Origin of the sequence: Agromyces sp. H17E-10 (assembly GCF_022919715.1) — a bacterium.
Lineage (GTDB): Bacteria > Actinomycetota > Actinomycetes > Actinomycetales > Microbacteriaceae > Agromyces.
Genome location: NZ_CP095042.1, coordinates 3627492 through 3641608, shown reverse-complemented (window position 1 = coordinate 3641608; position 14117 = coordinate 3627492). Strand labels below are relative to the sequence as shown.

Here is a 14117-nt window from a genome sequence, read left to right as displayed (position 1 = left end):
GCGGGTGCGCCGTGCCGGTTGCCGGTCAGCCCGCGGCGTTGAGCAGGGTCCAGGCCTCGAGCGCGGCGGCCATCTCGGCCTGCTTCTTGCTCGAGCCCTCGCCAGACGCCTCGACGAGGTCGCCGACCGTCACGGTCGCGACGAAGTGCTTGTTGTGGTCGGGGCCGGATTCGGCCACCGAATAGGACGGCGCCGGTGCGCTGCGACGTGCTGCGATCTCCTGCAGGCTCGTCTTCGGGTCCATCGCGGCGCCGAAACGCTCGGGATCCTGCATGAGGGGCGTGACCAGACGCAGCACGAGATCGGTCGCAACCTCGCCGCCGGCGTCGAGGTACACCGCGCCGATGATCGCCTCGACCGTGTCTGCGAGGATCGACGGCTTGTCGGCGCCGCCCGTGAGCGTCTCGCCGCGGCCCAGCCGGATGTACCGGCCGACGCCGATCGCACGACCCACCTCCGCGAGCGCGACACTCGAGACGAGGCTGGCACGCCGCTTCGCGAGCTCGCCCTCGTCGAGGTCGGGGTTGTCGCGGAACAGTTTGACGGTGACGGCCTGACCGAGGATCGAGTCGCCGAGGAACTCGAGGCGCTCGTTGGTCGGGATGCCGCCGTTCTCGTACGCGAACGACCGGTGCGTGAGCGCGAGGAGCAGGAGCGCGGGATCGATCTCGACCTGCAGCGTCTGCTGCAGTTCGTCGAGCGTGCGTTCGTCGCTGGCCCTGCGTTCCGTTCGCGTCACGACCGGTCGTCGGTGCGTCTGTGGCCGACTAGACGTCGGCGACCTTGCGGCCCTTGTACTCGAGGAAGAGCGGGGTGCCCGCCGAGTCCTCGACGACCTTCGCGCGGTGCGGGAGGCTGTAGGTGACCTTGCCGTTCTCGACGGTCTTGACGAGCGTGGGGACCTCGGCCTTCCACTGCGAACGGCGCGCGTGGATGTTGGCGCGTGACTTCTTCCGCTTGGGAACAGCCATGACTATCTCTCTTCTCTCTGCTGATCGGCGCCGGACGACGCATCCGGACCGTTGTCTTCGGAAGCCTGGAACCCCGCGAGCGCGGCCCAGCGAGGATCGCTGTGCTCAGGGGTGACGAGTTCCGGATGATCGGCCAGTCGGAGCCCCGTCTCTGGGTCGAGACCTGGGCAATCCGGTCGGCACACCGGCTGGAACGGCAGTGCCAGCACCACCGCATCTCGGATGAGTGGTTCAAGATCCACGTGGTCGTCTTGAACCTCATACTCGATTGCTTCCCCGCCATGATACCCGAAGAGTTCTTGGAACTCGACTCGGACGGGCAGTGCGATGTCGGTGAGGCACCGACCGCACTCGCCCTCGGCGGTCGCGTCGACCTCGGCGGTGACGAGGATTCCCTCGTGCACCGACTCGAGCCGGAGGTCGAGATCGAGCTCCGAACCCGCCGCGACGGAGACGAGGCCCTCGCCGAGCTGCTCGGGCGCGGGCACGGTGATGAGCTGTTCGCGCATCTCGCCCGGACGGTTGACGAGATCGCGCACGTTCACGCTGAACGGGGAGTGCTTGATGACCACGATCGACGATTCTACGCGCCGGCGGCCGGACGTTCGCCGAACGACGGGCGCACCCGGTCGAGGAGCGAGCGCGGCACGAGCACGGCGCGATACCGCTCGGCGATGGGCTCGCCGACCGCGAGCGCGGCCCGGGCCGTCGACAGGGCGGTGAGCAGGCGATCTGCGGATGCCTCGTCGGCGTGTCGCGCGGGTCCGAAGCGCTCGTGCTCGACGGCGTTGCGGAGTGCCACGAGGGCGGCGGCCGCGGCGGGCGGTCCGAAGCCCGGCCGATCGGCGAGCTGGGCAGCCGCAGCACGCGGCGTCGCGTTCGCCTCGACTCGCACCCCGAGGTCGCGGGCGCTTGCGAGGAGCTCCTCCCATGCGGCATCCGCCGGCCGTTCACCGCGGTGGATGCGCCGCACCCGCGCCGCCCGCTGGGCCGCGCGCGACGCCGCCGGGGCGCACAGCACCGCGGCCGCGATGAGCACGATGAGACCGCCGCCGAACCACCAACCGCCGCCACCGGACGACCCGCCCGTGGGGGCGCCGAGGCCGCGGTCGGGGTCGCGCTCGGGGCGGCCGCTCGGGGGCGCGCTCGAGGCACCGGGCGTCGCCGTCGGCGTCTGCGCGCCGTCGTCGGCGCCGGGTCGGCTGTAGGCCGGCACGCTGCCCCGGCCCGGCGTCGGCTCGAACGGCACCCAGCCCACGCCTTCGAAGTAGAGCTCGGGCCAGGCGTGCAGGTCGTGCGAGTCGACCTCGACCCGCTGCACACCGCCCACGCGCTCCTGCGTCGCAGAGCCCTGCGTGTACCCGACCGAGATGCGCGACGGGATGCCCACCTCGCGCGCGAGCACCGCCATCGTCGACGCGAAGTGCACGCAGTAACCCGACTTCTGCTCGAGGAACTTCGCGATCACCTCGAACCCACCGCCGTCATAACCCTCTTCGACGGGGGCCTCGGTCGAGTACTCGAAGTCGTCCGACCGCAGGTACGACTGGATGGCGACGGCGGCGTCGTACGGGGTCTCGGCCGATCCCACCACCTCGGCCGCCGTCTCGGCGATCACGGGCGGCACGTCGTCGGGCAGTTCGAGGTAGCGCTCGAAGCCCTGGCCGCGCACCGGTCCGGCGGCGCGGAGCTGCGCGACGGTGGGCTCGCGCTCGAGCCACGTCGCCCGATAGCGCTGACCGCCGGTGTCGGAGTCGACGCTCCGCACCGTGAGCGAGCCCGGATCCCAGAACCACGACCCGTTCAGGCCCTCGACGCTGCGGGTGGGGTACGGCAGCGGCAGCCAGGTCGTGCGCACCTCGTCGACGACGATCTCGATGGGGTGCTCGGCGACGTCGACCCCGTCGTCGAGCCCATCGGGCAGGGGCAGTTCGTCGACCGTGTTGTCGGCATCGACCGGCGACTCGGTGACGCCCCACGAGGCCCCCTCGAACTTGTCGAGGGTGAGGAGGGTGAAGTACGGCCGGTCGTTGTCGCGCGCGAAGTAGTGGAACGCCGGCCGCGGCTCGGGCCGACGCAGATCACGCCCCAGGTCGATGAACGGCGTCACGCCGCGGCCGAAGATCGTGCCCTGCGAACCAGTGCCGAGCAGGAGGCTCGTCGAGATGCTGGGCGTCGACGCGGCGAGGACGGCCGCGACGAGGATGCCGGCCGCCGTCAGTCCGAGTGTCGTCATGAGCCCCGAGGCGACCGGCGTGCGCGCCGGCGGAACGACGGTGGCAGCCCGATCGTCGTCGGCGCGCGCGGCGAGGTTCGCGCGACGTCGCACCCGCACGTCGACCCGCAGCAGCAGGAGGTACGCCGCCGCGGAGAAGACGAGTGCCGGCAGTTCGGTGCCGGACTCGATGATGAACCCGGGGATGAGGATCGGCACGAGAGCCGGAGCCGCGGCGAGCGCCGGCATGCGCACCGTCTGCACGAGCACGTCGACGCAGACCGCGAGCACGCCGACGCCGAGCGCGAGCATGAACGCGAGGGCGGGCACGGCGATCGCCGGCACCGCCTGTTGTTGGATCGTGCGCTGCGCCCCCTCGAAGAGGTCGCCGAACAGGGGGAACGTGTCGACGGTCGGCACGATCAGCGCGAAGCTCGTCGATCCGCCGAACACCATGGTGAGCAGGAGCAGCAGGATGACGAGCTCGCCGAACGGCACGAGCCCTCCGGGCACCCGCAGCGCACGCAGCCCCGCGCCGCCGAACAGCGTGACCGCCGCGACGAACGCGCACAGCCACCACCACGCGCTGCCCGAGATGAGCGGGCCGAGCGCCATCGCGGCGACGGCGACCAAGAGGAACGACGCCGCGGTGAGTGCGAGTCGCTGCGGCCGGCTGAGGGGGCGGTCATCGGGATGCATCGCGCCCGGCCTCCTCCGCCTGCACGCCGTGCTCGGCTCGGACGGCGATGCCCGACCAGGCGTCACCGATCGCGGCGGGTCGGCGCACCCGAACGACGCGCCAGTCGGCCTCCTCGAGGGCTTCGACGACGCGGTGGGTCACGGTCTCCGCGACGAATGCGATCGCCGGCTCGATCGTCTGGCGGAGCGCCACCAGGGTCGCGGCGTCGCGTTCGTCGGGTTCGACGAGCACGGCGAAGCCCGGCATCCGCGCCTCCCGCGCGCGGACCTCCCCGCCGACGCGCTCGTTTCGCGGCATCCGGGATGCTGCGTCGTCTCGGCGCGCGACCTCGAGCCGGGCGAGGTCCTCGAGCAGCATCCGATCGCCGCCCGGCATGCGATAGGGCCCCGACGCGGTGCCGCTCGCGAGCGAACCGCGACCAGGGTCGGCCACCGGATCGCAGCGGACTCGGAACCCGCGTTCGAGCAGGTGCACGCCGATCGAGGCGACGACCTCCACGCCGAGCTCGAAGCCCGCATGCCCCTGGTCGGGTGCCGCGTGGGCGAACGCGCCGGTGCGCGGGCGAGCGGCGAGCGTCGTGTCGATGAGGATGCGCACCTCTGGGTCGCCCCGCTGCTCCTCCTCGCGAACCATGAGCTCGCCCCGGCGAGCCGTGGCCGCCCAGTTGACGCGGCGCATCGGATCGCCGTAGCGGTACTCGCGCGCGATGAGCTCATCGGAGTTGGGATGCGTGCGGCGCTGCAGCCCGTGGAGCACGCCGTCGACGCTCGCCGCCGACCCGAGCGCGCGCTCGAGCGGCGTGACCCGTGGCGTGACTACGACGTCGTGGCGGGTGCCGGCGTCCCGGTCGAAGCGGGCGAGGGCGAACGGGTCGAAGACGCCGACGCGCAGCGGTCCGATGCCGTAGACGCCGCGCCGCGGGAGCCGCAGCCGGTACTCGAGTCGGACCGTGTCGTCGCCCGACGGCAGCACCGCCTCGTACGGGCCGATCGCCGGCAGCACCGCCTCGGGCGGCGCGTCGAGCCCCTCGGGAACCCGGTCGCGCCAGTGCGCCCCGTCGAAGGTGCGTCGGGAGCGATTGCGCACCGTGATCGCGACGCTCGCCCCGGAGCCCGCGCTGACGACGGGAGGTGTGAAGGTGCGGGTGACCGCGAGTCTCGGTGCCCGCAGCGCGACGAAGAGCGCTGCCACGGCGGGCATCGCGATGCCGACGAAGGCGAGCAGCATGATGTCGCGCAGGTCGAACCACAGCGAGACGGCGAGTAGCACCACCCCGACGACGATGAGGGCGCCACCGCGCCTCGTCAGCCGCGGCCATGCGGTCGATCGGAGGAGGCGCGGGCGCTTCATCTCAGTTCCTTCGCGCGCTGCCGACCGGAACCGGCGTCTCCCCCACGATGCGTCGGACGATGGCGTCGATGAGCGGACCGGCGTCGCGGTCGTGCGCGCCCAGCGCACGGCTCGTCGGCACGAGCCGGTGCGCGAGCACCGGCACGGCGAGCGCATCGACGTCGTCGGGCAGCACGAAGTCGCGGCCGTGCATGGCGGCGTGGGCCTTCGCCGCGCGGATGAGCTGCAGGGTCGCCCGCGGGCTCGCGCCGAGCCGGAGCTGCCGGTCGTCGCGAGTGGCGCGCGCCAGGTCGACCGCGTACTCCTTCACCGGCTGCGAGGTGAAGACGTGCTGCACCGCCTCGATCATCGACCGCAACTCGTGCAGCGAGACGACGGGGGCGAGTCCGTCGAGCGGGCTCGACGTCTCGCGCGTCGCGAGCATCGCGAGCTCGTCGGCGGAAGCCGGGTACCCCATCGAGATGCGCGCCATGAACCGGTCGCGCTGCGCCTCGGGCAGCGGGTACGTGCCCTCCATCTCGACCGGGTTCTGCGTCGCGACGACGGTGAACGGCGCATCGAGCCGGTAGGTCGTGCCGTCGGCGGTGACTTGGCGCTCCTCCATGCACTCGAGCAGGGCCGACTGCGTCTTCGGGCTCGCCCGGTTGATCTCGTCGCCGATGACGAGGTTCGCGAACACGGGGCCGCGCTTGAACTCGAACCGGCGGCTCGACTGGTCGAAGACCGACACGCCGGTCACGTCGCTCGGCAGCAGGTCGGGCGTGAACTGGATGCGGTTGATCGTCGCGTCGACCGAACGGGCGAGCGCCTTGGCGAGCATGGTCTTGCCGACGCCCGGCACGTCTTCGATGAGCAGATGCCCTTCGGCGAGCAGCACCGTGAGCGCGGCGGTGACGGCGTCGCGCTTGCCGGCGATGACGGTCTCGACGTTGGCGACGATGCCCGCCGCGAGCGCGCCGACCTCGTCGATGCCCATGATCTCGCGACCGGTGGCACCCGGCTCGCCCGACACCGCCACCGCCTCGCTCATGGCGTCATCGCCGTCTCGAGGTAGTCGGCGACGACGGTCGGCACGTAGGGGGCGACATCGCCGCCGAGCGACGCGACCTGCCGCACGAGCGAGCTCGACACGTGGGCGTTCGCCGGGTCGGGCAGGAGGAAGACCGTCTCGACGCCGGCGAGATGGCGGTTGACGATCGCCATGGGCGTCTCGTAGGCCACGTCGACCTGCGAGCGGATGCCCTTCACGAGCACCGTCGCGCCGACGTCGGTGCAGTAGTCGACGAGCAGCCCCATGCTCCAGGATGCGACGACGATGCGACCCTCGATGCCGGCGTCCTCGATCGAGCGTTCGATGAGCGCGACGCGCTGTGCGATCGGCAGCAGCGCCGACTTGTCGGGGTTGTGCACGACGACGACGTGCAGTTCGTCGTAGAGGCCCGCGGCCCGCGCGATCACGTCGAGGTGGCCGCGCGTGACGGGGTCGAACGATCCGGGAACGACGGCGATCCGCTGCATACGCACCAGCGTAGTGTCTCCGCGGTGCGCCGCGGCGCCCGGTCGAGAGTCTCAGCCCTTGCTCAGGTATCCGCTCGCCTCGTCGTCGAGCCGCCGGTGCACGGCGGCGGCGAGCGCGCGGTGGTCGGCGAGCTCGGGGTCGGTCTCGAGCAGCTGCTCGGCCTCGGCTCGTGCGTCGGCGATGACGTCGCCGTCGCGCACCACCCGCAGCAGCTTGAGCGACGACCGGCCGCCCGACTGCGAGGCCCCGAGCACGTCGCCCTCGCGCCGGAGCTCGAGGTCGACCCGGGCGAGCTCGAACCCGTCGAGGGTCGCCGAGACGGCCTCGACGCGCTGCAGTGCGAGCGAACCGGGCGGCGCCTGCGTCACGAGCAGGCAGAGGCCGGGCACCGAACCCCGGCCGACCCGCCCGCGCAGCTGATGCAGCTGCGAGACGCCGAACCGATCGGCGTCGACGACGACCATGACGCTCGCGTTGGGCACGTCGACGCCGACCTCGATCACGGTCGTCGAGACGAGCACGTCGAGCTCGCCGGCCGCGAAGGCCCGCATGACCCGGTCTTTCTCGTCGGCGCTCATGCGGCCGTGGAGGGGGGCGACCCGCAGCTCGGCGAACCCGGGGTGCGCGGCCAGCTCGGCGAGCACCGTCTCGACCGAGGCGACCGGCGCGGATGCCGCCGGCTCGCGCCCGTTCGCGGCGTCGCCGTCGTCGGCGCCGGAGCGGGCGGCGCTCGGGCCGCCCTCGCCCGGCCCGAGGTCGACGGTCTCGCCGTCGTCCTCGGCGACGCGCGCCTCGATGGCGGGGCACACGACGAAGCCCTGCCGACCGAGCGCGACCTCTTCGGCGAGACGCTCCCAGACCCGCGGCCGCCATGCCGGCCGGATCGCGAGCGGCACGACCTGCGACTCGATGCCGGCGCGACCGGCCGGCAGCTCGGCGATGGTCGACACGTCGAGGTCGCCGAAGACCGTCATGGCCACGGTGCGCGGAATCGGCGTGGCGGTGAGCACGAGCACGTGCGGCGGCTCGGCCCCCTTCTGGCGCAGGGCCTCGCGCTGCTCGACGCCGAAGCGGTGCTGCTCGTCGACGACGACGAGTCCGAGGTCGGCGAACGAGACGCGATCGCCGATGAGCGCGTGCGTGCCGACGATGAGGCGCGACTGGCCCGCGGCAGCCCGCAGCAGCGCCTTCTTGCGCTCGGCGGCGGGCAGCTGCCCCGTGATGAGGGTCGGGATCAGCTCGGCCGAGAGCTCGGGGCCGAGCATCTTCGCGATCGAACGCAGGTGCTGGGCAGCGAGCACCTCGGTCGGCGCGAGGAGCGCCGACTGCCCGCCGGAGTCGGCGACGGCGAGCATGGCCCGCAGGGCGACGAGGGTCTTGCCCGAGCCGACCTCGCCCTGCACGAGCCGGTTCATCGGCACGGGCTCGCCGAGGTCGTGCGCGATCTCGGCGCCCACCAGCTGCTGGTCGCCGGTGAGCGAGAACGGCAGCGCGGCGTCGAAGCGCTCGAGCAGGCCACCGGCCGCCGGACGCCGCGCGAGGGCACGGGTCGAGCGGAGTGCGGCGCGCCGCTGCAGGAGGGCGGTCTGCAGCACGAACGCCTCGGTGAACCGGAGGGTACGGCGCGCGGCCTTCCACTCGGACTCGTGCTCGGGACGATGCACGCGCTCGAGGGCGTCGCAGTGCCCGAGGAGCCCTCGCCCCGATCGCACCGACGCGGGCAGCGGGTCGTCGACCGGGCCGAGCCCGTCGAGCAGGAGCGCCATCGACTTGGCGAGCTGCCAGCTCGCGATCGTCGACGTCGCCGGGTAGATCGGGATGGGCGACTCGGCCCAGCGCTTGGCCGCCGCGTCGCCGACGGCGACCGGTGCGAGATCGTCGAAGAGCTCGTAGTCGGGGTGGGCGAGCTGGCGGTTGCCCTTGTAGTCGCCCACCTTGCCCGCGAAGATGCCGCGTCGGCCCGGCCGCAGGTCGTTCTCGCGCCAGCGCTGGTTGAAGAACGTGAGCGTGAGCACGCCGGTGCCGTCGGAGATCTTCGCCTCGACGATCGAACCCCGGCGCTGTCGCATGTCGCGCACGCGCACCTCGAGCACCTCGGCCACGATCGTGACGTTCTCGTCGAGCGGCAGCGAGGCGAGCGCGGTCAGTTCGCCGCGCAGCGCGTACCGACGCGGGTAGTGCGCGAGCATCTCGCCGACGGTCGCGTAGCCGAACGCACGCTCGACCGCCTTCGCCGTGCGCCCGCCGAGCACGCCCGCGAGTTTCGAGTCGAGCGTGAGACTGCCGGGCGGGACGGGCGCGATCGGCTCGCCGGCACCCGGCTCGGGGCGTGGGGCGGTCATGCCTCGATCGTAGGCTCCGCCTCCGTCAAGGCGGCGAGTTCGGCCTTCACGTAGGGGTCGTCGGGTCGTTCGGCCGCGAGCTCCCGCTGCAGTGCGAGTGCCTCGTCGGTGCGGCCCAGGCTGCGCAGGCACCGCGCGACCGACCAGCGGGCGACGTGACGCTGCTCGGCGGTGCCGTACGCGTCGGCAGCCTCGACGGCCTGCTCGAACTGCATGAGCGCGCCGGTCAGCCGGCCGGAGTCGTGCAGGGTCCAGCCGAGGTTGTTGTGCAGTGCGACACCCCACCGCAGCACGCGCGGATCGCGGGCACCGTCGAGCACGTCGAAGCCCTCGGTCGCCCATTCCTCCTCGTGGCCGGCGTCGTTGAGGGCGAGCATGTGCAGCGCGTCGAGCACCAGGAACGGGGAGCCGGCGACGGCGGCCTCGCGCACACCGCGGGTCAGCTCGGGCACGGCGTCGCCGGGGCGGTGGTCGGATGCCGCGAGCCGGCCCCGTTCGATCGCGACGCGTGCGCGCAGCTCCGCGGCGTAGGCCTCGGGCTCGCCGGGCACCGGCTCGAGCGCCGCCACCTCGTCGAGCGCGGCGAGGGCGTCGTCGCCGCGGCCGAGGATGCCGAGCGCGCGCGCCAACTGGGTCGTCATGACCGCCCTGGTGTGCGCCGTGTTCGATTCGTCGGCCGCCTCGGCACGGAAGCGCTCGGCGCTCGCCTCGGGATCGGAGAAGTCCCAGAGGCGGTCGAGGAGCTGCTGCTCTCCCCCGCGGTGTCGGGACGGTTCGGCGGGCAGGCGGTCGGCGGAGTCGATCGCTTCGTCAAACTGAGCAGGCACACTCCCATCATGGCAGTGCCGGGCGCGCAGGGCACGGCCTGGACATCGCGGCCCGCCTGTGCATCGTGCGGTGTGCACCGGCCGCCGATAGGCTGCCGGAATCATGACCCGCATCATCGCCGGATCGGCCGGCTCGCTCACCCTGCAGGTGCCCCGCACGGGAACCCGTCCGACGAGCGACCGTGTGCGCGAGGCGATCTTCTCGGCGCTCGAGTCCCGCGATGCGATCGACGGCGCTCGCGTGCTCGACCTGTACGCCGGCTCGGGCGCGCTCGGGCTCGAGTCGGCCAGCCGCGACGCGGCGGAGGTCGTGCTCGTCGAGCGCGCGCCGGCGGCGGCCGACGTGTGCCGGCGCAACGCCGACGCCGTGCGCCGTGCCGGTCGCGGCGCGGTCGCGGCGCGTATCCGGGTCGTCCAGCGAGCCGTCGCCGCCTACCTCGAGGGCGCAGCGCCCGGCTTCGACCTCGTCTTCATCGATCCGCCGTACGACCTCGGCGAAGCGGCACTCGCCCGCGATCTCGAGCTTCTCGCCCCACTGCTCGCCGACGAGGCGATCGTGGTCGTCGAGCGCAGCAGTCGCTCACCCGAGCCGACGTGGCCGGCCGGCATCGAGCCGTCGCGACGACGCGACTACGGCGAGACGACCCTGTGGTGGGCCGACGCGACTCAGCCCGCGCCGCCGTCCCAGCCCGCATAGGGGTCCCAGCCCTCGGCGTCGATCGCGGCGCCGTCGAGCAGGATCTCCCCCGGCGCGTCGACGACCCGGCCGATCGCCTCGAACGGTGCCGGCAGCACGGCTCCGGACGGGAACGTCGCGAGCAGTCCGTGGTCCTCGGCGCCCGCGAGGGCGATGCGCACCTCGGGCCCGAGCGCCGCGCCGTCGAAGTCGAGGCCGACGCCACTGGCCTCGGCGAGGCGGCGCGCGTCGCGCGCGAGCCCGTCGGAGACGTCGAGCATCGCGGTGGCCCCCGCGAGCGCCGCCGCCGGCCCCGCGTGCACGGGCGGTGACGGCGCGAGCTGGGCGCCGACCACCTCGGGGTCGCGTTCGCGGAGCACTGCGGCGAGCGCCCGGTCGGGTCGGCCCGCCGCATCCACCCCCTCGGCGAACAGCAGGGCGAGGCCGCGTGCGGCGTCGCCGCGCGCGCCGGCGTGCGCGACGACGTCGCCGACGCGGGCACCCGACCGCATGACGGGCGCACGCCCGTCGAGGTCGCCGAACGCGGTCACCGAGATCGTGAGCGTCGACGAGGTCGACAGGTCGCCGCCGACGACGCCGCAGCCGGGTGCGAGGGCTGCGAGCGACTCGCGCAGCCCGTCGGCGATGCCCTCGAGCACGCTGACCGGCAGGTCGCGCGGCGCCGCGATCGCGACGACGAGGGCCGTCGGCCTCGCGCCCATGGCCGCGACGTCGGTGAGGTTCGTCGCGGCGGCCTTCCAGCCGAGGTCGAAGGGCGTCGACCACGCGAGCCGGAAGTCGGGTCCGTGCACCATGAGGTCGCAGGTGACGACGTAGCGGCCGTCGGGTGCCGCGACGACCGCGGCGTCGTCTCCCGCGCCGAGGAGCGCGGCGTCGCCGGGCTCGAGTCGCGGCAGGATCCGGGCGAGCACCGCCTGCTCGCCGAGCTCGCCGATCGGGCGGTCGTCGGACGTCGCGGAACCGGTCGGCTGGGGCATCCGTCCAGCGTAGACGAGCGCCGAGCGCGCGAATGGTGTGTAATGGATCCTTACGAACCCTTCGGCAGCGTTCGCCGGGTTCGTCCAAGAGACCCGATCGCGGTGAGTCCACCCCGCTCATCGCCCCGTGCAATGGAGCATGCGTGAGCCGACAGAGCGAGAGAGCCGAGCGAGCTGCGATCCGTCGGCGCCGACGGCGGCTGATGGCCGCCGTCGGCGCAGCCACCGTCGTCGTCGCGCTCGTCGGCGGTGCCGGCGTCGCCTGGGCGAGCGGCGGTTTCGACAGCTGGATGCATCCCGAGGTCCCGTGCACGAAGCCGGTCGAGCTCACCGTCGTCGCCGACCCGGCGATCGCGGCGACCGTCGAGGCCGTCGCCGCCGACCACGACGCCGCCGAGGGCTCGTGCTCGCGCACCGAGGTCGTCGCCCAGGCGTCGGCCGACACCGCGGCGATGCTCGCGTCCGGCAACGCCTCCGAGCTCGACGCCTGGATCCCCGACTCCCCCGTCTGGCTCGTGCGCATGTCGGGCATCGCCCGATCCCTCGGCCGCCCGGTCCCCGACCTCGCGCTCGAACGGTCGATCGCCTCGAGCCCCGTCGTCTTCGCCGCCCGCGCCGACCGGTCCGATGCGGTGGGCGACGAGGATCTCAGCTGGAACGCGCTCCTGAACGACGGGTTCTCGGCACTCCTGCCCGACCCCGAGGCGTCCTCGGCCAGTCTCAGCGCGTTGCAGGCGATGGAACGACGCGCCGACATCGGATCGCCGCGCCAGTTCCAGCAGGCCATGATCGAGCTCAACGACACGATGCCCGCGTCCGTCGAGGAGGCGTTCGACGCACTCGCCGACGGCGCCGACGGCACGGTCGCGATCGCGAGCGAGCAGCAGATCGCCCGTCACAACCGCGAGGGCGCGTCGACGCCGCTCGTCGCGCTCTACCCCGCCGACGGCACGCTCGCGCTCACCTACCCGTTCCTGCGCGTGCTCGACGAGTCGGAACTCGCCAAGAACCTGCCCGCCGACGACGCCGAGGCCGACGACACCCCCGAAGCGCGCGCCGTCGCCCTGCATGCCCGCGAGCTCGACGCGCTGAAGCTCGCGCTCTGGTCGGCGAAGGACGCGTTCGCCGCCGACGGATTCCGCGACGGCACCGGGTCGGGCACCCTCGAACAGGAGGGCGTGCTCGCGGAAGCCGTCGCCGTCGACGCCTCAGCGGCGGGTGCACAGGTGGCGATCCTCCGTACCTGGGGCGTCCTGAGCCTCCGGTCGCGCATCCTCAGCGTCATCGACGTGTCGGGATCGATGGAGGAGCCGACCGTCACGGGTCTGCGCCGCATCGACCTGCTCACCCAGGCTGCGACGAAGACGCTCTCGCAGTTCTCCGGCGACGTCGACCTCGGGATGTGGATCTTCTCCACCGCGCGAGCCGGCGACCGCGACTGGGAGTCGCTCGCGCCCGTCCAGAGCCTCGGCGACGACGAGCAGCGCGCCCGCATCGACACGGCGATCGCATCCCTGCCGGGTCGCCTCGGCGGCGCCACCGGACTCTACGACACCGTGCTCGCCGCGGTCGCCCAGATGCGCACGACCTACGACGCCGATCGGGTGAACTCGGTGCTGCTGCTGACCGACGGTCGCAACGAGGACGAGAACGGCATCTCGCTCGAGACGCTCCTCGACAAGCTCGCGAAGCTCGACGACCCGGCGAAGCCGGTACCCGTCGTGCTCGTCGGCATCGGTCCCGACACCGACGTGCAGGCGATGCGCGCGATCGCGAAGGCCACCGGCGGTGCCGCGTACTCGGCCGCGAAGCCGCAGGATCTCTCGACCGTGCTCACGGACGCGCTCTCGCAGCGCGCCTGCCGCCCGAACTGCTGATCCGTGCAGCGGGCGTCCTGGTTGCGACGGCTACCCTGAAGGGGATGTCTCAGCCGAACGCCCGCCTCCGTCGCGCCCGCCTCCCCCTCGTCGCCGCCGGCTCCGCAGCACTCGTGCTCTCGCTCGCCGGCTGCAGTCAGCCCGTGCCGATCGACGCGGCCGACGGCGCGAGCTCGCCCGACTGCGCGGCCCTCGTCGTGCGTCTGCCCGAGGTGCTCAACCAGAACCCCGATCCGAACGCCCCCGAGACCGGCGAGGAGCAGCCCGAGCGCGAGACGAACGCACAGGGCACGGGCGCGTGGGGCTCACCCGCCTCGGTGCTCCTGCGCTGCGGCGTCGCGACGCCGGGGCCGACGACCGACACCTGCTACTCGGTGAACGGCGTCGACTGGCTCATGGACGACACCGACAAGCCGAACTACCGGTTCACGACCTACGGGCGCACGCCCGCCGTCGAGGTGCTCGTCGACAGCGACGTGGTCTCGGGCACGACCGTGCTCACCGACCTGTCGAGCGCGGTCGCCGTCATCCCCGCCGAGGCCGCGTGCACCTCGGTCGACGACGCCGCCCCCACCGAGGAGCCCGCGGCCGGCTGACCGAGGTCTCGGCCCGCCGGGCCGCCGGGCTGCCGGGCCGCCGGGC

General features: G+C 73.1%; 13 protein-coding genes. 3 read left to right on the top strand and 10 right to left on the bottom strand.

Annotated elements, in window-relative coordinates; translation table 11 throughout:
• Positions 1-25 precede the first annotated feature (25 nt).
• From rnc to MUN74_RS16420, 9 genes are all read right to left on the bottom strand, one after another.
• Positions 26-691, bottom strand: coding sequence for a ribonuclease III (gene rnc, locus MUN74_RS16460; RefSeq protein WP_244856484.1), 666 nt, complete (start codon positions 689-691; stop codon positions 26-28).
• A gap of 76 nt (positions 692-767) precedes the next feature.
• Entirely contained in the window at positions 768-971 is a 204-nt protein-coding gene (gene rpmF / locus MUN74_RS16455; RefSeq protein ID WP_244853675.1) for a 50S ribosomal protein L32, read from the bottom strand.
• A 2-nt stretch (positions 972-973) separates the two neighbouring features.
• Entirely contained in the window at positions 974-1543 is a 570-nt protein-coding gene (locus MUN74_RS16450; RefSeq protein WP_244853673.1) for a YceD family protein, read from the bottom strand.
• Positions 1544-1554: 11 nt separating this feature from the next.
• Entirely contained in the window at positions 1555-3885 is a 2331-nt protein-coding gene (locus tag MUN74_RS16445; RefSeq protein ID WP_244853672.1) for a transglutaminase TgpA family protein, read from the bottom strand.
• Positions 3872-5236 carry a DUF58 domain-containing protein gene (locus MUN74_RS16440; RefSeq protein WP_244853671.1) on the bottom strand — a complete coding sequence of 455 codons (1365 nt, stop codon included), beginning with the start codon at positions 5234-5236 and terminating at the stop codon, positions 3872-3874. Before MUN74_RS16440 ends, MUN74_RS16445 begins: the two co-directional genes overlap by 14 nt.
• A gap of 1 nt (position 5237) precedes the next feature.
• On the bottom strand, positions 5238-6266 hold the full coding sequence (locus tag MUN74_RS16435; protein ID WP_370647311.1) for an AAA family ATPase: 1029 nt from the start codon (positions 6264-6266) through the stop codon (positions 5238-5240).
• On the bottom strand, positions 6263-6754 hold the full coding sequence (gene coaD, locus MUN74_RS16430) for a pantetheine-phosphate adenylyltransferase (protein WP_244853670.1): 492 nt from the start codon (positions 6752-6754) through the stop codon (positions 6263-6265). Before coaD ends, MUN74_RS16435 begins: the two co-directional genes overlap by 4 nt.
• A 51-nt stretch (positions 6755-6805) precedes the next feature.
• Positions 6806-9097, bottom strand: coding sequence for an ATP-dependent DNA helicase RecG (locus MUN74_RS16425; protein WP_244853669.1), 2292 nt, complete (start codon positions 9095-9097; stop codon positions 6806-6808).
• Positions 9094-9924, bottom strand: coding sequence for a tetratricopeptide repeat protein (locus MUN74_RS16420; protein WP_244853667.1), 831 nt, complete (start codon positions 9922-9924; stop codon positions 9094-9096). Before MUN74_RS16420 ends, MUN74_RS16425 begins: the two co-directional genes overlap by 4 nt.
• 103 nt (positions 9925-10027) lie before the next feature.
• On the opposite strand from MUN74_RS16420, the gene rsmD reads away from it, so the two are divergent.
• Positions 10028-10621, top strand: a complete 594-nt coding sequence (gene rsmD / locus MUN74_RS16415; RefSeq protein ID WP_244853665.1) for a 16S rRNA (guanine(966)-N(2))-methyltransferase RsmD — start codon at positions 10028-10030, stop codon at positions 10619-10621.
• Here the strand turns inward: rsmD and thiL are convergent.
• Positions 10591-11598 carry a thiamine-phosphate kinase gene (gene thiL, locus MUN74_RS16410; protein ID WP_244853663.1) on the bottom strand — a complete coding sequence of 336 codons (1008 nt, stop codon included), beginning with the start codon at positions 11596-11598 and terminating at the stop codon, positions 10591-10593. The two genes, rsmD and thiL, sit on opposite strands and share 31 nt — an antisense overlap.
• A 143-nt stretch (positions 11599-11741) precedes the next feature.
• On the opposite strand from thiL, the gene MUN74_RS16405 reads away from it, so the two are divergent.
• On the top strand, positions 11742-13475 hold the full coding sequence (locus tag MUN74_RS16405) for a substrate-binding domain-containing protein (RefSeq protein WP_244853661.1): 1734 nt from the start codon (positions 11742-11744) through the stop codon (positions 13473-13475).
• Between the two features lie 44 nt (positions 13476-13519).
• Positions 13520-14071, top strand: coding sequence for a DUF3515 family protein (locus MUN74_RS16400; RefSeq protein ID WP_244853659.1), 552 nt, complete (start codon positions 13520-13522; stop codon positions 14069-14071).
• Positions 14072-14117 lie beyond the last annotated feature (46 nt).